Raw genomic sequence first — 20,928 nt, forward strand, 5'->3', positions numbered from 1 at the left:
GATATTCACCGCCTTGCTTTAAAACACTACGGGTTTAATTATATAACAGGCGATGGCATAAAAAAAGCCGGTAATATAAAGTTACCGGACCAAAGTATAATCGTAAAATCCCTCAGCTAAAAAAAGAAACATCTCCATAATTCGCAGTCATCAAACGCCGGAACAATTAACCGATAGAGGACATACCGTACATTTAAGCGGTTTCAGTCTGCACGGTTCTCTTCATTTTCTTCACCGGTATATTAGCCACAAGCGCCACCTGATTTTCGTTGCTGTCCAGCGATACTTCCAGCGCATGCTCATCAATCTCCATATAATTAGAAATTACTTGAATCAGCTCGGATTTCAATGTTTGTAATAGTTCCGGTGAAACGCCGGCACGATCGTGTACAAGTACCAAACGCAATCTCTCTTTAGCCACAGCTCTGCTGGAATGGTTCTCACGGCCGAAAATTCGGTTAATAAACTCCAGCATTGCGCTTCCCCCCCTTTCCTATTACTTAAGACCAATTAGCCGCCTTAGCTTACTCATAAAACTACCACCCTCATCCAGGTCCATCATCGGCACATCTTCGCCCTTAATCCGACGCACAATATTGCGATAGGCCTGCCCGGACTTGGATGAATTATTCATTACTACCATTTCACCACGATTGGTGCTTACAACCACCAACTCATCCTCCGGCACCACTCCAATTAAATCCACGGCCAGTATTTCGATAATATCGTCGATACTCATCATATCTCCGTGCTTGACCATTTGGTAGCGCAGCCGGTTGACCACCAGTTTAGGCTCCCGCAGGTCCTCCTTTTCCAGCAAACCAATAATGCGATCGGCATCCCGTACCGCTGAAACCTCGGGGGTGGTAACCACTATGGCCTGGTTGGCGCCGGCTATAGCATTGCGAAAACCTTGTTCAATACCGGCAGGACAATCAACAATAACATACTCAAAATCTTCTTTGATTTCTTCACAAAGAGCTCGCATTTGATCGGGATTAACCGCTGTTTTATCCTTGGTTTGCGCGGCGGGTAATAAAAACAGATTTTCAAAACGTTTATCTTTAATTAATGCTTTCCGGAAAGAACAATTACCGCCGGTAACATCCACCAGGTCATAAACAATGCGGTTTTCAAGACCCATAACCACATCCAGGTTGCGCAGTCCAATGTCGGCATCAATCAGACACACCTTGTTGCCCAAAGAAGCCAAACCAGCACCTAAATTAGCACTGGTGGTAGTTTTACCTACCCCTCCCTTGCCTGAAGTAATGACTATTACTTCTCCCATAAAAGTTATTTCCTCCCTTTTGTGCTTTTAACAGTAAGTTGACTTCATGCCTGACGTTCCGTGGTGGTTAAGAAAGCCTCAATTACCACAGTACCGTCTTTAATTCTGGCAATCTCAGGTACAATGGGGCCGGCATCTTCCTCATCCGGTGCCCGAGTAATATGGCCCGCTATCCGTAACTGAGTTGGCCGCATACGAAAAGCATAAACAGCGGCCTTCTCATTGCCATCGGCACCTGCGTGCACCACTCCGCGTAAATATCCCATCACCACCACATTGCCGGTAGCCACCACTTCCCCGCCGGGATTAATATCACCAACAATTACCACATTGCCATCATAATATATCGATTGGCCGGAACGCAGGGTGCGTTGGACCAGAACTGTGTTGTCGTCCATCATCTCGTCGGGCTTTTCCCCTCCTTTACCAGGGAATTGCACCAAATTCCCGCCAGTCCAATCCGGAGCCACGACTTTACTCCTCCCCGCAAAACCAGTTTTTTTCGGCATTAAAAGAAATTGATAACAGTTATTACTTCTACACCGCACAACCAAATCCTGCTAAAAAAATAAAAACCATTTTTTACACCATTTATATTTTGGAACTATTTTTATAAAAACCTGCCTCTGAAAATCCACGGGCTCGTCCCGGAGGAGGTCACCTGACATCTGCATCCGGAGCGTAAAAAAACGCTCCCCACCGCTTCATTAATAAGCGGTGGAAAGAGCGCGCTTAATCTAAAACACCTCTTGTATCTATTTCGCGATGGAACAGGTGTTTTAGCAATAACTTTTAGTATATTTTACACCTTATATCCATCTTTTGCACAACTGCTTCAACCTCCCCCGGATGTCGGCGCCGACCGGAAAACACCAGACGCCGTCCGGGATGACTGCGACGCGGACCGGGACTGTGTCATTCGGGCGCTCCCGCAGGCAGTGTCGCTTAAGCCGGCGGCGGCTGTTCAGTCCCGTCCGGCGGCGGTTGTTGCTCAGTCCCGTTCGGTGACGGCTGCTGCTCAGTCTCGTCCGGCGCTGTCTGAGACTGTGTCGGTTCGGATGCTTCCTCAGGTGGTGTTGTTCCGGCCGGCGGCCGCTGCTCAGTCTCATCCGGCGGCGACTGCTGTGCCGGCGGGGCGGACACCACCGGTGGCACCTGAGTAGTGGGCTGAGAAGCAGGCTGAGAAGAAGTTGTGTGTACCGGTCGAGTTGGTGTTTCCGCCGGAGCATCTTGTACACTGTCCTGCCGAATCCGGGTTTGCTCATTCTCTTTTGCCGCTTGCTTCTTGGGGGACTTCTGTTCCCAGCCCGGCCAGTTTAAAGACGGCAGCGCATCCCAACCTTCCGGCAGATCCCCGCTGCCGGACAAATCCCGGTCGGAAGCATAAGTGTCCGCCGCAACACTGCCTGCTGTTTGCCCCTCTTCATCTTGGGACGCATTCGGCTTGGGATCGGCAAAATAAGCATCCAATATCTGGCGGACAATGGGCCCGGCATAGCCACTGCCGGAATCGCCGTACTCCAGCACCACAGCCACGGCTATTTCGGGCTTTTCATACGGCGCATAAGACACGAACAAAGCATGATTGCCCACTTTATTGCCACCTGCATCCGTCACCTCCGCAGTACCGGTTTTAGCCGCCACCGATTGCTTAAACCCTGCAAAAACCGCCGATCCGGTACCGTTGGGTGGCGTTGCCACCATATGCATGCCTTCCCGAAGAATTTGCAAATTGTCATGGTCAACGTTTACTTTGCTATTAACCTCAGGCTTAAATTCCTTAATTACTTGGCCGTCCGGTCCGACAATTTTATCCACCAAATAAGGCTTGTACAATGTGCCGTTATTGGCTATAGCCGCCACGTAATTAGCCAGCTGCAGTATTGTATAGGTATTACCCCCCTGCCCGATGGACATGTTGACGGTTTCATACTGCTGCCATTTCAGCTCCCATTCGTGTTTTTCTAGTTGTTTATCCAGTTCCTCATCTCTTTGTTTTTGCAATTGCTGTTTGCGGGTTTCGTCTGCGGCTTTTTCAATCTGTTCGTTCAGTTTGCGTACTTGCGCGAAATCATCATTACCCGCAATCAACATACTCTTAACCAATTCATATTTCCACTCGGGAGTGGGTACCTGGCCGCTTATTTCACCCGGCAGCTTTATGCCGGTTTTTTCACCCAGCCCGAATTCACGCGCCATCTTAGCAATGGCGTCAACCCCGGCCATGCGCCCGTATGTGTAAAAATAAGTGTCACAGGACACCTCCAGCGCTTTGCGCAGGTCCACCGTACCATGACCGCCCGGCTTCCAGTCTTTGAAAATACCCTGGCCCAGCCGGTAATAACCGGGATCGGGCATTTTATAAGTGGGATCCACGATTTTATTCTCCAGTATGGCCGCCGCCGTAACCATCTTAAAAGTTGATCCGGGCGGATAAATGGCCGACATAGTACGATTAAGCAGCGCACCGGAATCCTGCAATTGCTGCCACTGAGCACCGGATAACCCGCCGGTGAATACACCCGGATTATATGAGGGATAACTGGCCATTGCCCGAATAGCCCCGGTGCGCACATCTATAACCACCGCCGCGGCGGCTTTGGCCTTGCTATGCCCGGCATTTTGGACACGAGCGACCCCGTCCGCCAGTGCCTTCTCCGCAGCCGTCTGCAAATTAAGGTCAACCGTCAGCACCAGGTCGTCGCCCGGTACGGGCTGTTTTAAGCCCAAATCCCGCACCGGCCGGCCGCCGGCATCCACTTCCATCTGCCTGGCGCCGTGTTCACCGCGCAGGTACGACTCATATACTAATTCCAGCCCGTTTTGCCCATACAGATCGTTCATAAAGTAACCCTTGTCTTTATTCTCTTCGTACTGATCCTCCTTGATATTTTGCACATAGCCCAGCGCGTGAGCCAATAAATTTTCGTGTGGATAGGCACGCACGGGTTGGATATCCACCACCACCCCGGGCATTTCCATTTGCCTTTCCCGCAATGTCACCACTGTTTTAGAGGATATTCCCTCGGCCACCAATACAGGTTCGTATGGCCTGTACCATTTTTTCTCCCTGATGATTGCGCGCACGCCCGATTCTACCTCATAGACGGTTTTTCCCTCAAAGATATCTTCTTTATGCAGCATGGATACCAGTTCACTCAAAACATCGGTTTTCTTTTCCAGCCTGACCCCAAAGGATTGCAGGTTCTGCTGACGCAGCGCATCTACAGTGGAAGGATTATAAACCACGGCAATTTCTACCGGCGTACCCTCTTCTATCTTTATTTTATCGCTGCCGACCCGTTCTTTTATAATATCCTCAATAGCATTTTTTTTGGCCGTATAGGTAGCTTTATCATCCCCCCGGCTAACTTCCTTGTTAAACTGCTCCGGCGTCTTACCGCTAATCTGTTGAAAATACTGCACTGATTCCTCATCCCCGGCCAGTAGCCAAGAAAGGGTATCGGCCATGCGTACCGTCTCCGGGCCAATACGGTCCAGGTACAAGTGGTAGGTGGTTCCCTCCAAACTCAAATCATTTATCGATACCGTATAAATAGGCTTGTTGGTAACAATTTTTTCCCCGTTACGATCGAAAATTTCGCCCCGCGGCGCAAAAACCGGCACCAAGCGAATATAGTTATTGCGCGCCAGGGTGCGAAATTCCTCGGTCTGCACCAACTGCATAAAAGACAGCTTGGCCAGTAATATCAACAGGACCAAAAATGAAGCGCCCATTAAGTATTTCATTTTATATTCAACTAGTTTTTTTCTTTGCATAGCGCTGCCCCTTCCGAAAATTATCGAGGATTGAAATACTCACCGCTGCCGGGCGAACCGTTTTGACTAAAACGATAATAATAACCATAAACAACCAGCACCACTAACGCATTATAAAAAGCCGCAGGCATAATAATTTGCACCAGTGCCGTTAATACGGGTACCGGTACATCAATCAACAACAGCAACGAATAAAAAACCAGCTGAGACCCCAGTGTGCAAACCCAGGTTAATCCGGCGGCAATCACGCGGTTATCCCTGTAGAGGCGTCCTTCCCCCAATCCGGCCAGATAGCCGGCCGCCATTTTAGTTAAAGCATTTAAACCAAAATATCCCCCGCAAACCAAATCCTGCACTATACCCGCCAAAAAACCCAAAAAAGCCCCCTCCCGGGTACCCCGGAGGAAGCCGTTAAGAATAACCAGTATAAGTACAAGATCGGGTTTAATCCCGTAAACAACAACATAATTAAGCGCTGTGGTTTGGAGAATTAATAACACTACTACCAACAGCAGAAAATACAGCGATTGCAATATATTCACCTCCGGGAACTACCGGGCCTGGCCGGGATTGCTCGAAGTTATCACCAGAACCTCCTCCAGCCTGTTAAAATCCACAAAAGGCTCCAGCACCGCCATTTTAAACAAGCCCGACTCTTCCCTGCGAGTTTCCTGCACGGAACCCACCGGAATGCCCTTGGGAAAAACACTGCCAAATCCGGATGTAACTATTAGGTTTCCCTTTTTAGGCGCCAGATCGGACGGTATATGCATCATATTTATAACGCCACGTCCTCCGGCCACTCCCTCGACAATACCGGGAGCCCGGTTTTCTTGTACCAAACATCCCACTCCGCTGCGGGGATCGGTAATAAGCAACACCTCGGCGGTACTGTCGGAAACACTTGCTACCCGGCCGACCAGCCCGGCCGGGGTAACCACCGCCATGTCCTGTCGAATACCGTCGGCAGAACCCTTATTAATGATTACACTGCCAAACCAATTATCGGCTGTACGTCCAACTATTACAGCGGACTCCATGGTCAGCTGGTTCGCCAAATTAGTCTTAAACTCCAGCTGCTCTTTGAGACGGGTATTCTCCGCCTGTAGCTCATTGTGCCGGGACAGCTTTCCCTTCAGCTCAACAAGTTGTTGTTCAAGCTGCCGGTTATGTTGAGAGACTTTGTACAAACGCGCCGGAAAGGCCACTAAATCACTGATTTTATGCCCCGACAACATTACCACCCGCTGCACCGGTGACAAGGCATCCCGAATTGTGGACTCAAAGGGGGTTAATTCATCCGTGTTACCTGCCGAGTAATGCAGACCCACCAGTATTATAACTATCAATACACCCATTAAAACCAGGCTTTTTCCAGCTGATAGACGGGACACATGACACACACCTTATAATCATATTATAGTCCATTTCATGTTTTATCAAAAAAGGATTAATTAAGCCAGTTTTTTGGGCTGGATAATTACTTTGCGTAAAATGTGAATATTTTCCAACACCCGCCCGGTACCGTAGGCCACCGCCAGCAGCGGGTCATCCGCCAGATGCACGGGCATACCGGTCTGTTCGCTAACCAGGCGGTCCAGACCGCGCAACAGAGAACCGCCGCCGGCCATTACTATCCCACGGTCCATGATATCCGCCGCCAGCTCAGGCGGAGTCAGCTCCAGAGTGCTCTTGATAGCGTCTAAAATACTGGAAACAGGTTCAGACAGGGCTTTATAAATTTCTTCCGAAGTTATTTCAATAGTCTTGGGCAACCCGCTGACCAAATCCCGCCCTCGCACCTCATAGGTTTCCACTGTGTCAATGGGATAAGCGGTGCCGATTTCAATTTTAATTTCTTCAGAAGTGCGCTCTCCAATCATTAAATTATAGGTTTTTTTGACATGCTGAATGATGGACTCATCCATTTCATCACCGGCTTTACGTACCGAACGACTGGTAACAATACCTCCCAGAGAGATAACCGCCACCTCGGTGGTACCTCCGCCGATATCCACTATCATATTGCCCGTAGGCTCATGCACAGGCAGTCCCGCCCCAATTGAGGCCGCCATGGGTTCTTCAATTAAGTAAGCTTCCCGGGCGCCGGCCTGCAATGCGGCCTCCCGCACCGCCCGCTCTTCCACTGCGGTAACTCCGGAGGGTACGGAAACCACTACCCGGGGTCTGATCAAGAAAGTGCGGCCGCGCAACGATTTATTGATAAAATATTTTATCATACTCTGGGTAACGTCAAAATCGGCAATTACACCGTCTTTCATAGGACGAATAGCTATAATATTACCAGGTGTGCGACCGATCATCTGCTTGGCTTCCTCACCTACCGCCAGCACATGACCATTATCACGCTGTATGGCCACCACCGATGGTTCACGAAGAACAATCCCTTTGCCTTTAACATAAACCAGGGAATTTGCTGTCCCCAGGTCAATACCCATGTCTTTGGAAAAAATGCCTAACCGCATTTATACAGGCCCCTCTCTATCGCGATTGTTTCATATTAGGCCCTTGGCCTTAAAACTAGTAAACTTATTATCCCCAATTACCAGGTGATCTAAGACTTCAATACCGATAATATTGCCCGCTTCAATTAAACGCCTGGTTACTTCTATATCCTGCCGGCTGGGTGTTGGATCACCGCTGGGATGATTATGCACCAATATCACCCCGGCCGCGCTGCGCCGAATAGCCGCTTTAAAAAGCTCACGCGGGTGGATGGCTGAGGAATTCAATGTCCCGACGGAAATCGTTTCCCGAGCCAGCACCTGGTTCTTAGTGTTAAGCAATAATGCACAAAAGTGCTCTCTGTCCAAATGGCGCATTTCTTCCATCACCAGTGCGGCAGCGTTTTCAGGCGATTTTATACAAGGTCTGTCCCAGGTGGTTGCCATGGCCACCCGCCGGCCCAGCTCCAGCGCGGCCCTGATCTGAGCCACTTTGGCCGGACCCACACCTTTAAAAGCGCTTAGTTCCTCGGCTGAGGCATCTAACAGCTGTTTAATACCGCCAAAATGCCCCAGCAGCGCCGCAGCCAGTTCCACCGCGCTGGCGGCGGCATGGCCGGTACGCAGCATGATAGCCATTAACTCAATGTCGGACAATGCCTCCGGCCCTTCTTGCGACAACCTCTCCCTGGGCCGTGAGGCCAGGGGCATGTCCTTTATTGAAACACGGTAAACCGGAGATCCCAATAAAACCTACCTCCAGTATTCGGATACATCAACGCCTAATTCCTTCAACATCCGAGCCAGCTTAAATAATGGTAATCCCACCACGTTGGAATAACAGCCCCGGACGCCGGCAACAAAAACCGCAGCCAGTCCTTGCACACCATATGCTCCCGCTTTATCAAAAGGTTCTTTGGTAGCAACGTACCGCGCTATTTCACCGCGCGATACTTCACGCATCTGTACCTCGGTGCGCTCGAAGTCCGACAAGAGGCGGCCGCCAGGCAATTCCATCACCGTAATACCGGTGAACACCTCGTGCACGACCCCCTGCAAACGCTCCAATACGGCATGCGCCGCCGTTTCATCGGCCGGTTTTCCCAGTACCTTGCCATCCAGCACCACCACCGTGTCGGCAGCAATAATTATTCCCTCCGCCAGTTTATGGGCCGCAGCGTCAGCTTTGCGCCGGGACAGCGCCACCACCTGTTCGATAGGTGTAAGGCCCGGCGGCAGGCTTTCATCAACTTCCATATTTATTACGGTGTGGGACAAACCAATTTGTTCGAGTAATTCCCGCCGTCTCGGCGATGACGAAGCAAGATAAATGGTGGGCAATCCAAATCCTCCCGAAAAGCAAATACAATATAATTATTCGGACTACTACTATATTTTGACTGCAATTTATCACCTGCCATGCCAGATGAATAAGCAGCGTCAGTACTATATTTTTCGATAGGCAATATATCCCAATACCAGCCCCAGGACGGTAACCAGGCCGATATTTAAAGTAAATCCCAGTGTTATTTGCATAAAATGCAAATCCAACGTGGTTGGCTGCAAACCCACTTTACTGGTATTTGCCAAAATTGGCAATACCTTGGCAAGGCTGCTGGAAATAGCGCTGCCGACCAGTCCACCGGCCAGCAACAACAAAAATAATATCCAGAAATTATTGCCCCCTCGATAAGTTCTCGCCATCATATCACCTCAAATACACACTCTCAAATACAATGTTACTTCTTCAATACCATTCTATCATACATATAACAATTATATATAATGATCAATTTAAATTTTTAGCAACCATTATCTTGAACTTTTACCAGCGCTCGACCAGTTAAGATAACCGGATCTATTCAGCGCCAATCCAGATGATGCCAATTAAAAATCATGTGTCCATGGTGCTTTTTTCCATTAAAATTCTACCGTGAAATACATAATTCGTCAATGATTTTTAAGCAAACCAAGCGCTATTTCCCTGGCCTCGGCCACCATGTATAAAGAACCGGTTACCAGCACCAAATCATTTTTTTGGGCCCGCTTGATACCGGTAAGCACCGCATCGGCAATGCTCTCCACCGTGTCTACCTCAGATACATACCGGCGCGCCTCATCGGCCATCTGCATCCAATCACCGGCCCGAGGACTGTTGGGCTTAGTAATTATTACATACCTGGCTCGCGGAGCCAGCTTGGCCACTACACGGGCCCGTTCCTTATCGCCCAGCATACCCAGCACCATAATTATCTCCCGGTCCGGAAAATATTCATCAAGTGCCAGGCGCAAGCTGCCGGCGCCGTCATAATTATGCGCACCGTCAATAAGCACCGGCGGTTTATCACCGATCAATTCCAGTCGTGCCGGCCAAACCGTTTTGCTTAATCCTTCCTGCAGCGCATTTTTCGCAATATATATACCAAGGTCGTCCAACACCTCCAGCGCCGCAAGAGCGGTAGCGGCATTGACTACCTGATGCCGGCCGATTAAGGGAAGCCATAGTTTTGCATAACTTACTTTCAGGCCCCGGTAACTAAAATATTGCCCTTTTAAGGAATGCTCGCCGTATGTCCAGGTAACATCCTGTCCCACCCGGACCAAACGGCAGTTTTTTTCGCGGCAGGTTTCCCGGATAATAGCCAGTACATCGGAGTTTTCCGAAGCGGTAATTACCGGTACACCCTTTTTAATTATGCCCGCTTTAACCCGGGCTATATCCGATACAGTATTGCCGAGGTAATCCATGTGATCCATGGCAACATTGGTAATAATAGATAGCAATGGATGTACTACATTAGTGGAATCTATCGCACCGCCCAGTCCCACCTCCAGCACCAGGTAATCAACTGCCTCCTCATAAAAGTAACAAAAAGCCAGAGCTGTGCTGACCTCAAATTCCGTAGGGTGCTCAAAACCTTCCCTCACCATGGCTTCCAAATGCGGTCGCAGCCTGGTAATTAAATTGGCCACCCGGTTAGGCTCAATTTCCATTCCATTGATCCGGTAACGCTCGGTGTAGCAATGCAAATGAGGTGATGTAAAGGTACCTACCCGGTAACCCGCACTTTGCAGAACACCGGCCAACATTGCCGCAGTGGAGCCCTTGCCGTTGGTGCCGCCCACATGAATTACTTTGATCAACCGGTGAGGATCACCCAAACGACGCAGTAATTCGGTAATGCGGCCCAGACCGAAGTTCATACCAAACTTGGTCAGGTTTTGTAAATATATCATAGCCTCTTCGTATAACAATGTCATCACACTCCGGATGAAATATAAAAAACTTCGACAGCAAAAACTTTTCTCCTATATTATTAAAACACAAAATAAAAAAAAAGCTACTTGGCAGGTAATTTAGAATATTCTGTTGTATTTATATTAATATTTTACCAAATATTAAACACCGGGAGGTGGCAGTTCGCAATGAAAACTTTTCGTGCGCAAATGACCTTATTGTCCTTTATTACCGGATTATTTACTCTTGGCGCCGCTTATTGCGGTTGGCGGTATGCCCAAGGCAATGCCGCGGGGCTATTGAGCGGTGGCTTAGCGGGATTGCTGGTGGCCGCGTCGGTATGCTTCCTTTTATTCACGACACTGCACCGGAACTTGATGAACGTTCTGCTGAATACCGAAAAGGCTATTAAGGGAGATCTAACGGGACGTATTGAAGACAAGAATTATGGATGGGGTGAGCTAAACCTACTTATTAATAATATACGCAGGATAATTAAAGGAGTACATAAATGGTTTGCCCTGGTTAGAGACACCAGCGTCACCTTGGACCGGGCGGCCGGGCAAATTACCGCCGGCACTGAACAGGTCAGCTCCGGCAGCCAAGACCAGGCCGGACAGGTAACCAGTTTACTGCAATCCATTGAGAGGTTTACCGGGCAGGCTGAAGATAGTGCCAGGCAAGCAGGTGAAACCGCCGAAGCCGCTCATAGCACAGTTGAGATCACCGAAACGGGCAGTGCGGCCATACAAGAGGCACTAACAGGAATGAACATCTTGGAACAAAAGTTTCAACACCTTAGTCACAGTTCCAATCGCATCGAGCAGTTCCTGGAAGTAATTCAAAGCATCGCGTCCCAAACTAACCTGCTGGCGCTTAACGCGGCCATTGAAGCGGCCCGGGCAGGTGAGCACGGCCGGGGTTTTGCCGTTGTTGCCGAAGAAGTGCGCAGCCTGGCCGAGGATTCCAGCCAAGCTACCAAAGAGGTCTCTCAAATTGTTAATGAAATATCAACGGCTGTAGCAGATACGGTAAATGCTGTTAAAACCAGTCTAACCCGCACTAAAGAGGCGGGGGAAATTTTTGGCGATATCAGCAAGACTATGCGCAACACCAGCACACTGGTGAAAAAGATAGCCCAAGGAGCGCGAGAGCAGGCCGATTCCACCGCCGGTATGCTGGGCAGCGCCCAAGCCATCGCCGCAGTGGCCGAGGAAGCAGCCGCCAGTGCACAGCAAACAGCCGCTATTGCCCAAGAGCTGACCAGCACTGCGGACAAATTAAAAGAAGTGGCTAAAATATGGAAATTCAATAATCAAAAAGACTGATTTTTACATGGGAATCCGTACCCCCAAGTTGCAACCCGGTTATAAAAACAGGTATGTGTTGGAATAATATTATTTAACCAATTAATTGACAAACCTATACCTGCACAAATATAATGAATCCGAAAATCATTATCATTATTTGTATGGAAATTATTTATTATTCATTTAATGACCATGATAATTGTTTTCCCTAAATTATAACAAACTGCTTGGAGGTGCTGGAGTATGACTTTGGACCGGGTTAAACGGGGTCAACACGTTAAAATTATCAATATTCCGGACGAGAATATTCGGGCTCAGGCTATTCGTTTTGGCATTGCCGAGGGTGCTGTTGTGCTTTGTGAGGAGGTATTACCTGCCGGTCCCATTGTACTGAGAAAAAACAGGCAGGAAATTGCCATTGGGCGTGGACTGGCCAATAGAATCACCATAACTTTGAATTAATAAATCCAATACCCGTAAATAATTTAAAATATTTGTTATAGGATACCGCGATATATTACGAAGCTTTAATTGATGCTGAGGTGGTGATTGCATGGCCCACTGCCATGATGCGGGTATCAAAATAAATGTACCCGAAAACGCTAAAAAAATTGTTTTAGCGGGTAACCCCAATGCCGGTAAATCAGTTTTTTTCAACTATTTAACCGGGTTGTATGTCGATGTCTCCAATTACCCGGGCACCACTTTGGAAATATCCCACGGTCGCCTGGGAAGTGATGTCGTTATCGACACCCCCGGGGTGTACGGAATTTCTTCCTTCAACGACGAGGAACGTATTGCCAGAGATATCATTTTATCAGCCGACCTGGTAATTAATGTGGTTAACGCCGTGCATCTGGAAAGGGATTTATTTTTAACCCGGCAAATTATTGATACCGGTGTACCGGTGCTCATGGCCTTAAATATGGTTGACGAAGCCCAAAAGCAAGGACTTGATATTGATACCGATTTACTGGCGGACTTACTGGGGGTACCGGTAATTCCCACAGTAGCAATCAAAAAACAGGGCCTCGCTCAGGTAAAAGCCGCCCTGGGCTCGACTGTCAAGGGCCATATTGACGGAGAACTGCAGCAAAAGCTGACCCGTCTGGCCGACCGGGTGGGCAGCCAGGGAGAAGCACTGTTGGTACTGGAAGGAGACACGGTGATTGCGGCACGCCACGGTGTGGAACCGGGAAAGGAACGGGAAGAGATTTACCTTAAGCGCCGGGACCAGGTAAATGATATCGTAGGCCGCGTGGTTAGCGAGAACTCCCGTGGTGTCGGGCTCGGTGTCACCCTAGGACGCTGGATGATCAAGCCGGTCACCGGCATTCCCATTTTGGTCGTCGCCCTGTGGGCTATGTATCATATTATCGGAGTATTCATAGCAGGTACGGTGGTGGGGGTCACCGAGGAAACTATTTTTATAGGCATGTACGAACCGGTAGTGCGCAGTTTCGTGGGACATTTTATAGCGCAAGACAGTAACCTGGGTATTATATTAACCGGCGAATTCGGTATACTGACCATGACGGTAACTTACGTGCTGGGCCTGTTAATGCCGCTGGTGGTCGGATTCTACTTTTTCCTGTCCCTGTTTGAAGACTCGGGTTATCTCCCTCGCATCGCCACACTGGTGGACCGGATACTCACCGGCATTGGCTTGAATGGCCGGGCTGTGATACCGTTAATACTGGGGTTCGGCTGTGTCACCATGGCCAGTATCACCACTCGTCTGCTGGGATCCGAAAGAGAAAGAAGAATTGCCATTTTTCTGCTGGGGCTGACCATTCCCTGCTCGGCACAATTAGGCGTAATTGCCGGGCTGCTGGCCGGGTTCGGCCCCGAGTATATGGCGCTGTACGCGCTGGTAATTCTAACCGTATTAGTAACCACAGGCACGGTTTTAAATGCTTTGCTGCCGGGCAAGTCTGCGGATTTGTTAATTGACCTGCCCCCACTGCGTTTGCCCAGGATAAATAACGTGCTGAGCAAAACCGGGATTAAATCCTACGCTTTCTTAAAAGAAGCCGCGCCATTATTCGCTCTGGGCGCGCTTATTATCAGCACACTGGAAATCACCGGCGCTTTAGTCATGCTGCAAAAAGCGCTGGCACCGCTAACAGTAGGCTGGTTAAAACTGCCGCCGGAAACGGCTACCGCCTTTATTATGGGCATCGTGCGCCGTGATTTCGGAGCCGCCGGTCTCACCGACATGGCACTCACACCCATGGCAACGGTAATTTCACTAATCACCATTACTTTATTTGTACCCTGCATCGCTTCCATACTGGTTATCTTTAAAGAGCGGGGCCGCCGGGAGGCCGCCTTAATGTGGGCGGGTACATGGGTGATTGCCTTTACCGTGGGCGGCCTGGTGGCACAATTGCCGGGCGTTCTGGGCAGCAGCAATGACATCACAAGCATTCCCCTGGTTATCGCCGCTTTTATTGCCGCAACGCTGGTTATAATGATGTCATGTCGGCTGATCCAAAAAACAAAACAGGGACAGATTTAACGCAACACAAACATTTAATCATAAAATTTGCATGACCGGGAGTGTCTACAATGCAAGAACAAATGCAATTTATTGTCTGCAGCCGGTGCGGTTATCGATTTAACCCACAAGATACTTTACGCTGCCCGCGCTGCTACAAGCCTGTTATCAGACCCGGCAGTTGCTCCGGCTCGTGCGGTAAATGTATCAGTGCCGGGGCATGTGAAAGACGCAAAGGTAAGTCGGCCTGACTCTAAAACACTATTAAGCGAGCCTGCCACATAGCCGGCTCGCTTAATAGTCTTGCCACCCTAACAATTCGCTTTACACCTATGTAGAAATGTACGAAAAAATCACGATCATCCTTATTATTCATAAAGGTTTTCTTATAACAATGTTGAATTTGCCGTTTTTCAAGGAAGTGTAAATCACGAGTTTAAGAAGCTATTCAACTTTTTGTCGAAAGTATATACCTCATGTTTTCCCAACTTGTGGTAGGCATATAGCAATGTGTCTACAAAATCCAAATTCCTTTCCGCATAAACCCTTAATGATTCACCAACTATGCCAATGTCACTAACCTCTAAATTTCCATATTCAAAAAGCTCCAATAACGCACTGCTTATATTTTTTCTTTCTACTTTATAAACTTTTTCCAGAACATAGACAATTTCCGCTATGACTTCATTCGGAAGAAAAACCACGTTGTTTTCAAGTATTTCGGCAGCCTTTTCCGATAAATCATCCGAATCATTTAGTAAATATCTTAAAACGACATTGGCATCAACTATCTTCATACTTATCCACCGCAGCCCTCGCCCACACACCACTTTCTAAAGCCTGAAGCTCCTTGTTTTTATATCTTTCTAAAAGCCCCCTGGCTTTTTTGGTTTTTTGACCTATACTGGCTTCAACATGCTCATTCTCATACGGGGAAATTAGAATCTCAACTTTCCTGTTCTTCAGGTTTTCAGGTATATCAATTATACTTGCTAATATATTACTATTTACGATCTTTCTAACAAAATTCAACAGAACTCACTCCTTTCATTAGAAATAAGGGGAAAATGAAGTTGTGGCCATAATAGCTCCTCTTTCTATATAGCCATCTTATCTTTATTATATCTTGTGACTAAATATTATACTATAAGAACATCCCCCCGGAAGAATTTTTTTACAAATTCTTCAAAGCGCTTTTACCTCTTGCTTGAACCCGTACCTCATCAGGTATTCCACCAAATCCGCTTCCATGACTTCCCGTTGGGTAATGTTCTTCTCCTTGCTAAATTATTTCTTGGAGCTCCTGGCAGAAGTAGTCAACAATTATATCCCGATTCTTTTATAGTCTTTTACTAATTCCGTAGCCAGTCTTTCCTTCTTTATAAGCTGTATCTTATGGGATTGTGTTATTCATTCGCATTTTCGCTGTATCTGTGCTATTATATAGCGGGTACGAAAAAGGAGGTCTTCCTTTTATGATCAATCGAGAATTATATATGGGCCGCATCCGCCCCTTTATCGGCGGCGAGCTGATAAAAGTTTTAACCGGCATCCGCCGCAGCGGAAAGTCCGTTATGTTGGATTTGATAAAAAGAGAGCTTGTCGCCTCCGGAGTAAGCGAAAACCAGTTTATTTCCATCAATTTTGAAAATCTAAGCAATGCCCATCTTTGCTCTGCTAATGCACTGCATAAGGAAATCAAGAGCCGCGTTTCCACAATCACAGAAAAAGCATATCTATTTTTTGATGAGATTCAAGAGGTCGATGATTGGGAAAAATGCATTAACTCTTTCCGTGTGGAGTTTGACTGCGATATCTATATCACGGGCTCAAATGCCAAGCTGCTTTCTGGAGAGTTGGCCACATATCTTGCAGGGAGATATGTAGAGTTTGTAATTTACCCATTTTCCTTTGAAGAATTTTCAAGACTATACCAAACGGTTTTCCCCAATACTGATCAAAGGGAGATCTTCACCCACTATTTGACAGACGGCGGGATGCCGTATTTGAGCAACTTACGTTATGCAGAGGAGCCTAGCCGTCAGTATTTGCAAGACATTTACAATTCCGTCGTCCTTAAGGATATTGTAAAGCGCAACAATATTCGGGATGTTGATTTGCTGGAGCATATCATCGCATATATTACAGCGAATGTGGGAACGACTTTCTCGGCTACGGCAATTTCAAAATATCTCAAGAGTGAGAGACGTACCGTGGCTCCGGAAACAATCCTGAACTACATCAAGGCTTGCGAGGATGCTTTTCTGTTTTACCGTGTCCGCAGGCGGGATTTACAGGGAAAGAAGATTCTCACCGTCAATGACAAATACTATATCGCCGATCATGGTATCAGAGAGGCTGTTTTTGGCGGCAACATGAAGGATATCAATCTCATTTTTGAAAACATTGTATTTTTGGAACTTCTGCGACGGGGATATAAAGTTACAGTCGGAAAAGCAGGAGAGAAAGAGATTGATTTTATTGCCGAAAAACAAAATCAAAAACTCTATGTTCAGGTAGCTTACCTGCTTGCTTCCGAAGAGACCATCCGGCGTGAATTTGGGGCATACGGTAATATCAGAGATAACTTTCCCAAGTATGTGGTATCGTATGATGAGTTTGATATGAGCCGGGACGGCATGAAGCACCGGAACATCCGTGAATTTTTACTGACTGATGATTGGAGCTGAGCCTAATCAACCGCTCAAGCCTGTCTTCACGCATATCCAGCGCTTCAGTAACCCAATTGTATAATTACCTTCCCCCGAACATAGCCAGACGTTCTTTAATGGCGCCCAACTTGGAGGAAAGCTCGGCCTCTTTGCCGCGTTCCTTTTCCACCACCTCGGCGGGCGCTTTATTCAGGAAACCGGGATTATTGAGCTTGCCCCGCACCCGGGCCAAATCTTTCTCTAAAGCCTGCCTGTCTTTGTTTAGCCGGGCCAATTCTTTGTCCACGTCAATTAATCCCCTCAAGGGCACAAATATTTGAATATCCCGGGCCACAGCGGTAGCGGCTTGTTCGGGTTTATCGGACAACTCGGCCAGTACCTCGGCGTGGCAGTTGGCCAGCCCTTCCACATAGGCCAGGTTACCCGCCAACACCTCACGCAGCGCGGGGACAGAGGTAACGATAAGCGCCTCGGCCCGTCTGCCCGGCGGCACATTCATTTCACTGCGAATTTGTCTTATACCACGAATTGCCTCCATAATTATCTCCATGCGTTCCTCGCCCGGTCCGTCCACAAGTTCCCGCCTATACTCGGGCCACGAGGCCCGCATAACTGTGGTACCGCGGTGCGGCAAGCGCTGCCAGATCTCCTCGGTAATAAAGGGCATAAACGGGTGCAGCAGTTCCAGCGCCCCACGCAGTACAACGGTCAGCACATGCTGGGCCACCTCCCGGTCGGCGGCGCCGGTTTTACCGTAAAGGCGCGGCTTAACCAGTTCAATGTACCAGTCGCACAATTCATTCCAGGTAAATTCATACAGTACCCGGGCGGCCTCGCCCAGTTCATATTTCTCCAGAAATTCAGTGCATTCCCGTATCGCCCGCTGGTAACGGCTTATAATCCAGCAATCGGCCAGTGTATAATTCTCCCGGCCGGGTGTTTTTTCGGGTGCGTAATCCTGCAAATTCATCAGGGCAAACCGGGAAGCGTTCCAGATCTTATTGGCAAAATTTCGGGCCCCATCCAAGCGTTCAAAATGGAAGCGCAGGTCGTTGCCCGGGGTATTGCCCGTCACCAGCATAAACCGCAGACTGTCCGCTCCGTGGCTTTCAATAACCTCGATGGGATCCACGCCGTTGCCCAGCGACTTGCTCATCTTGCGGCCCAGAGCGTCCAGCACCAGCCCGTGAATGAATACTTCCCTAAAGGGCACATCATCCATAAACTCCAGCCCGCTGAAAATCATCCGGGCCACCCAGAAAAAGATAATGTCCCGGCCTGTCACCAACACCGAAGTGGGATAATAGTATGCCAGATCCACCGTCTTATGGGGCCAGCCCAAGGTGGAGAAAGGCCACAGCGCCGAACTGAACCAGGTATCCAGTACATCGGGATCCTGCTCCAAGTTGGCCGAACCGCACCGGCATTTGGCCGGGCGGGTCTTACTCACTATTACTTCGTCACAATCACGGCAGTAATAAACCGGTATGCGATGTCCCCACCATAATTGACGGCTGATGCACCAATCCCGGATGTTCTCCATCCAGTTCAGGTATACTTTAGTAAAACGTTCGGGAATGAATTTTAAACGACCGTCTTGGGCCGCGTTAATGGCGGGTTCGGCCAGCGGTTTCATACGTACAAACCATTGTTTGGAAAGCATGGGCTCAATAACCGATGAACAGCGGTAGCAGTGCCCCACAGCGTGGGACAAATCCTCAATCTTGACCAACAGCCCTTTGGCCTGCAAATCCTTGACAATACGTTTGCGACATTCCCAGCGGTCCTGACCTTGATACCGGGCCCCGGCATCTTTAGTCATCCGTGCTTCCCGGTCAATGACCCGCACCGATGGCAGATCGTGCCTCTTGCCTACTTCAAAGTCGTTGGGGTCGTGGGCCGGGGTGATTTTAACCGCGCCAGTACCGAATTCGGGCTCTACATACTCGTCGGCAATAACAGGAATTTCTTTTTCCACCAGGGGCAAAACTACGGTTTTGCCGATTAAATGCCTGTAGCGATCATCCTCGGGGTGCACCGCCACCGCCGTATCACCCAGCATGGTTTCAGGCCGGGTGGTGGCTACGGTGATAAATTCACCCGGACTGCCTTGAACCGGATATTTAATGTAATAAAGTTGGCCGGGCTTGTCCCGGTGTTCCACCTCAATATCGCTGATGGTGGTCTGACAATGGGGACACCAGTTGGTTATATAATAATCCCGATAGATCAGGCCCCGCTCGTAAAGGCGCACAAACACTTCCTGCACGGCTTCGGAACAGCCCTCATCCATGGTAAATCGCTCCCGGTCCCAGTCGCAGGAGGAGCCCAGGCGGCGCAGCTGGTGAGTGATGCGTCCCCCGTACTGCTCTTTCCAGGCCCAGACCCGCTCCAGGAATTTTTCCCGGCCCAGCTCATATTTATCGGTGCCTTCCTTGCGCAGTTGTTCTTCCACCTTGGCCTGGGTGGCAATACCGGCGTGGTCGGTGCCGGGCAGCCATAGAGCATTGTAACCCTGCATGCGGCGCCAGCGGGTAAGAATATCCTGCAAGGTATTATCAAGGGCATGTCCCATATGCAGCTGCCCGGTTACGTTGGGCGGCGGCATAACTATACAGTAGGGCTCTTTTTCAGGGTCAGCGGCGGAACGAAAATACTTGTTCTCCTCCCAGTACTTATACCACTTGTCCTCCACGGCACGAGGATCATAAGTGGTAGGCATGTCAAACTGTTTAGCCATGGTAAAGATACCTCCATTATGCTATTTTTATCAATAATAAAAACCCTTTTCGTTTAAGGGCGAAAAGGGTTCCGCGGTACCACCTTAATTCCGGCGGGCAATCAGTAACATCCCGAACACGGCTCTTGATCAGCTGTAACGGGCTGAACCCGGCACGGTCTAATAGATTATTCACCAGGGCTTAACGCACCCGCGAAAAATAACGTTCGAACCGGCGGCTCCGGGGCGACAACAACCGCCACGATCAGGATACCTCACAGCCCCGGGTATACCCTCTCTGAGATCGCCATGGCGGCTAAACTCCCCTTCAATGCCTGATTTGCTCTTCTTATATTAATTTTTTTACTTGATTTTGTCAACCACGGCTAAACAGGAAAGCGCTTCCGATGTAAGCGATCTCGCGAACGGCTTATGTGCGAGTTGCGCCATGCAGCGGGTATATTCACACCGACAACACCGCCGGCTGTGGACAGTGTTACCACCACCAGACCCTGGGCAAGCCAAAGCGACAAAACCGACAGCCCGGGACTCCATAATGCCGAGAGCAGCATTACAGCCAGGTAATAAATAAACCCCACCACCATACCGTGCAGCCAACCCAGGTTCCCGGACGTTCTGCCGCCAACCGCCCCGCCCACCAGTGCGCCCAGCCAAATAGCCGCCATGACAAAAGCGTTAAAATGATAGACTTCCCGCGCCGTCATAAAAACCCAGAGCAGCAGGCCCACGCATATAAATGCCGCGCTTGCAAGCGCCCAGACAATCCCCGACCAAAGCGCTCCCAATTTTAATAAACCGGCCTGTCCCTCCCTGCGGGACCAACTAACAAACGTTATACCCTTAAACACATAATCTACCTCCGGAAAAAATTTACTATATTGTATGCGGCAAAGATATTTCTATGCCTGCCGGGCTACTTTTCAGTCATTAAT

20 protein-coding genes are annotated in these 20,928 nt (G+C 48.9%); 5 read left to right on the forward strand and 15 right to left on the reverse strand.

Features of this window, described 5'->3' with window-relative positions; translation table 11 throughout:
* Positions 1–193 precede the first annotated feature (193 nt).
* The 11 genes from minE to ABDB91_RS12690 all read right to left on the reverse strand — a co-directional run bounded on the left by minE (position 194) and on the right by ABDB91_RS12690 (position 10,773).
* Positions 194–475, reverse strand: coding sequence for a cell division topological specificity factor MinE (minE, locus tag ABDB91_RS12640; protein ID WP_347488071.1), 282 nt, complete (start codon positions 473–475; stop codon positions 194–196).
* A 21-nt stretch (positions 476–496) separates the two neighbouring features.
* Entirely contained in the window at positions 497–1,291 is a 795-nt protein-coding gene (gene minD / locus ABDB91_RS12645; protein ID WP_347488072.1) for a septum site-determining protein MinD, read from the reverse strand.
* A gap of 44 nt (positions 1,292–1,335) precedes the next feature.
* A complete protein-coding gene (minC, locus tag ABDB91_RS12650; protein WP_347491602.1) occupies positions 1,336–1,692 on the reverse strand; it encodes a septum site-determining protein MinC in 357 nt (118 codons plus the stop codon).
* Between the two features lie 544 nt (positions 1,693–2,236).
* Entirely contained in the window at positions 2,237–5,071 is a 2,835-nt protein-coding gene (locus ABDB91_RS12655) for a penicillin-binding transpeptidase domain-containing protein (protein ID WP_347488073.1), read from the reverse strand.
* 20 nt (positions 5,072–5,091) lie between these two features.
* On the reverse strand, positions 5,092–5,604 hold the full coding sequence (gene mreD / locus ABDB91_RS12660; RefSeq protein ID WP_347488074.1) for a rod shape-determining protein MreD: 513 nt from the start codon (positions 5,602–5,604) through the stop codon (positions 5,092–5,094).
* A gap of 18 nt (positions 5,605–5,622) precedes the next feature.
* Entirely contained in the window at positions 5,623–6,465 is an 843-nt protein-coding gene (mreC, locus tag ABDB91_RS12665; protein ID WP_347488075.1) for a rod shape-determining protein MreC, read from the reverse strand.
* A gap of 60 nt (positions 6,466–6,525) precedes the next feature.
* Complete coding sequence (locus tag ABDB91_RS12670; protein WP_347488076.1) at positions 6,526–7,557, reverse strand: rod shape-determining protein; 1,032 nt, start codon at positions 7,555–7,557, stop codon at positions 6,526–6,528.
* A gap of 30 nt (positions 7,558–7,587) precedes the next feature.
* Positions 7,588–8,283: a DNA repair protein RadC gene (gene radC, locus ABDB91_RS12675; protein ID WP_347488077.1), complete on the reverse strand. Its 696-nt coding sequence runs from the start codon at positions 8,281–8,283 to the stop codon at positions 7,588–7,590.
* Positions 8,284–8,289: 6 nt separating this feature from the next.
* Positions 8,290–8,877 carry a Maf family protein gene (locus ABDB91_RS12680; RefSeq protein WP_347488078.1) on the reverse strand — a complete coding sequence of 196 codons (588 nt, stop codon included), beginning with the start codon at positions 8,875–8,877 and terminating at the stop codon, positions 8,290–8,292.
* Positions 8,878–8,982: 105 nt separating this feature from the next.
* A complete protein-coding gene (locus ABDB91_RS12685) occupies positions 8,983–9,240 on the reverse strand; it encodes a DUF4321 domain-containing protein (protein WP_347488079.1) in 258 nt (85 codons plus the stop codon).
* A 246-nt stretch (positions 9,241–9,486) separates the two neighbouring features.
* The gene (locus ABDB91_RS12690) at positions 9,487–10,773 is read right to left on the reverse strand and encodes a folylpolyglutamate synthase/dihydrofolate synthase family protein (RefSeq protein WP_347488080.1); all 1,287 of its coding nucleotides are present in this window, start codon (positions 10,771–10,773) and stop codon (positions 9,487–9,489) included.
* A gap of 189 nt (positions 10,774–10,962) precedes the next feature.
* Here ABDB91_RS12690 and ABDB91_RS12695 point away from each other — a divergent pair, with 189 nt between their 5' ends.
* From ABDB91_RS12695 to ABDB91_RS12710, 4 genes are all read left to right on the forward strand, one after another.
* Positions 10,963–12,102, forward strand: coding sequence for a methyl-accepting chemotaxis protein (locus tag ABDB91_RS12695; protein ID WP_347488081.1), 1,140 nt, complete (start codon positions 10,963–10,965; stop codon positions 12,100–12,102).
* Between the two features lie 225 nt (positions 12,103–12,327).
* Positions 12,328–12,546: a ferrous iron transport protein A gene (locus ABDB91_RS12700; RefSeq protein ID WP_347488082.1), complete on the forward strand. Its 219-nt coding sequence runs from the start codon at positions 12,328–12,330 to the stop codon at positions 12,544–12,546.
* A 91-nt stretch (positions 12,547–12,637) separates the two neighbouring features.
* Positions 12,638–14,605: a ferrous iron transport protein B gene (feoB, locus tag ABDB91_RS12705; protein WP_347488083.1), complete on the forward strand. Its 1,968-nt coding sequence runs from the start codon at positions 12,638–12,640 to the stop codon at positions 14,603–14,605.
* A gap of 50 nt (positions 14,606–14,655) precedes the next feature.
* Positions 14,656–14,835, forward strand: coding sequence for a hypothetical protein (locus ABDB91_RS12710; RefSeq protein ID WP_347488084.1), 180 nt, complete (start codon positions 14,656–14,658; stop codon positions 14,833–14,835).
* A gap of 177 nt (positions 14,836–15,012) precedes the next feature.
* Here ABDB91_RS12710 and ABDB91_RS12715 read toward each other — a convergent pair whose 3' ends face one another.
* Together ABDB91_RS12715 and ABDB91_RS12720 are read right to left on the reverse strand one after the other, a co-directional pair.
* Entirely contained in the window at positions 15,013–15,381 is a 369-nt protein-coding gene (locus ABDB91_RS12715; protein ID WP_347488085.1) for a PIN domain-containing protein, read from the reverse strand.
* On the reverse strand, positions 15,368–15,616 hold the full coding sequence (locus ABDB91_RS12720; RefSeq protein WP_347488086.1) for a hypothetical protein: 249 nt from the start codon (positions 15,614–15,616) through the stop codon (positions 15,368–15,370). Before ABDB91_RS12720 ends, ABDB91_RS12715 begins: the two co-directional genes overlap by 14 nt.
* A gap of 443 nt (positions 15,617–16,059) precedes the next feature.
* Here ABDB91_RS12720 and ABDB91_RS12725 point away from each other — a divergent pair, with 443 nt between their 5' ends.
* On the forward strand, positions 16,060–17,274 hold the full coding sequence (locus ABDB91_RS12725) for an ATP-binding protein (RefSeq protein WP_347488087.1): 1,215 nt from the start codon (positions 16,060–16,062) through the stop codon (positions 17,272–17,274).
* Positions 17,275–17,338: 64 nt separating this feature from the next.
* Here ABDB91_RS12725 and ABDB91_RS12730 read toward each other — a convergent pair whose 3' ends face one another.
* Positions 17,339–19,996, reverse strand: coding sequence for a valine--tRNA ligase (locus tag ABDB91_RS12730; RefSeq protein WP_347488088.1), 2,658 nt, complete (start codon positions 19,994–19,996; stop codon positions 17,339–17,341).
* A gap of 365 nt (positions 19,997–20,361) precedes the next feature.
* Positions 20,362–20,844 (reverse strand): TIGR04086 family membrane protein, encoded by a 483-nt coding sequence (locus ABDB91_RS12735; RefSeq protein WP_347488089.1) that lies wholly within the window; start codon positions 20,842–20,844, stop codon positions 20,362–20,364.
* Positions 20,845–20,928: the final 84 nt, after the last annotated feature.

Source organism: Desulfoscipio sp. XC116 (genome assembly GCF_039851975.1).
Classification (GTDB): Bacteria; Bacillota; Desulfotomaculia; order Desulfotomaculales; family Desulfallaceae; genus Sporotomaculum.

Coding starts and splice junctions, on each gene's coding strand:
- ABDB91_RS12685 (WP_347488079.1), bottom strand. CDS start 9,240: ATGGCGAGAACTTATCGAGGGGGCAATAATTTCTGGATATTATTTTTG.
- minC (WP_347491602.1), bottom strand. CDS start 1,692: ATGATGGACGACAACACAGTTCTGGTCCAACGCACCCTGCGTTCCGGC.
- ABDB91_RS12730 (WP_347488088.1), bottom strand. CDS start 19,996: ATGGCTAAACAGTTTGACATGCCTACCACTTATGATCCTCGTGCCGTG.
- ABDB91_RS12725 (WP_347488087.1), top strand. CDS start 16,060: ATGATCAATCGAGAATTATATATGGGCCGCATCCGCCCCTTTATCGGC.
- ABDB91_RS12670 (WP_347488076.1), bottom strand. CDS start 7,557: ATGCGGTTAGGCATTTTTTCCAAAGACATGGGTATTGACCTGGGGACA.
- ABDB91_RS12700 (WP_347488082.1), top strand. CDS start 12,328: ATGACTTTGGACCGGGTTAAACGGGGTCAACACGTTAAAATTATCAAT.
- ABDB91_RS12710 (WP_347488084.1), top strand. CDS start 14,656: ATGCAAGAACAAATGCAATTTATTGTCTGCAGCCGGTGCGGTTATCGA.
- feoB (WP_347488083.1), top strand. CDS start 12,638: ATGGCCCACTGCCATGATGCGGGTATCAAAATAAATGTACCCGAAAAC.
- ABDB91_RS12690 (WP_347488080.1), bottom strand. CDS start 10,773: ATGATATATTTACAAAACCTGACCAAGTTTGGTATGAACTTCGGTCTG.
- ABDB91_RS12695 (WP_347488081.1), top strand. CDS start 10,963: ATGAAAACTTTTCGTGCGCAAATGACCTTATTGTCCTTTATTACCGGA.
- ABDB91_RS12655 (WP_347488073.1), bottom strand. CDS start 5,071: ATGCAAAGAAAAAAACTAGTTGAATATAAAATGAAATACTTAATGGGC.
- ABDB91_RS12715 (WP_347488085.1), bottom strand. CDS start 15,381: ATGAAGATAGTTGATGCCAATGTCGTTTTAAGATATTTACTAAATGAT.
- minD (WP_347488072.1), bottom strand. CDS start 1,291: ATGGGAGAAGTAATAGTCATTACTTCAGGCAAGGGAGGGGTAGGTAAA.
- minE (WP_347488071.1), bottom strand. CDS start 475: ATGCTGGAGTTTATTAACCGAATTTTCGGCCGTGAGAACCATTCCAGC.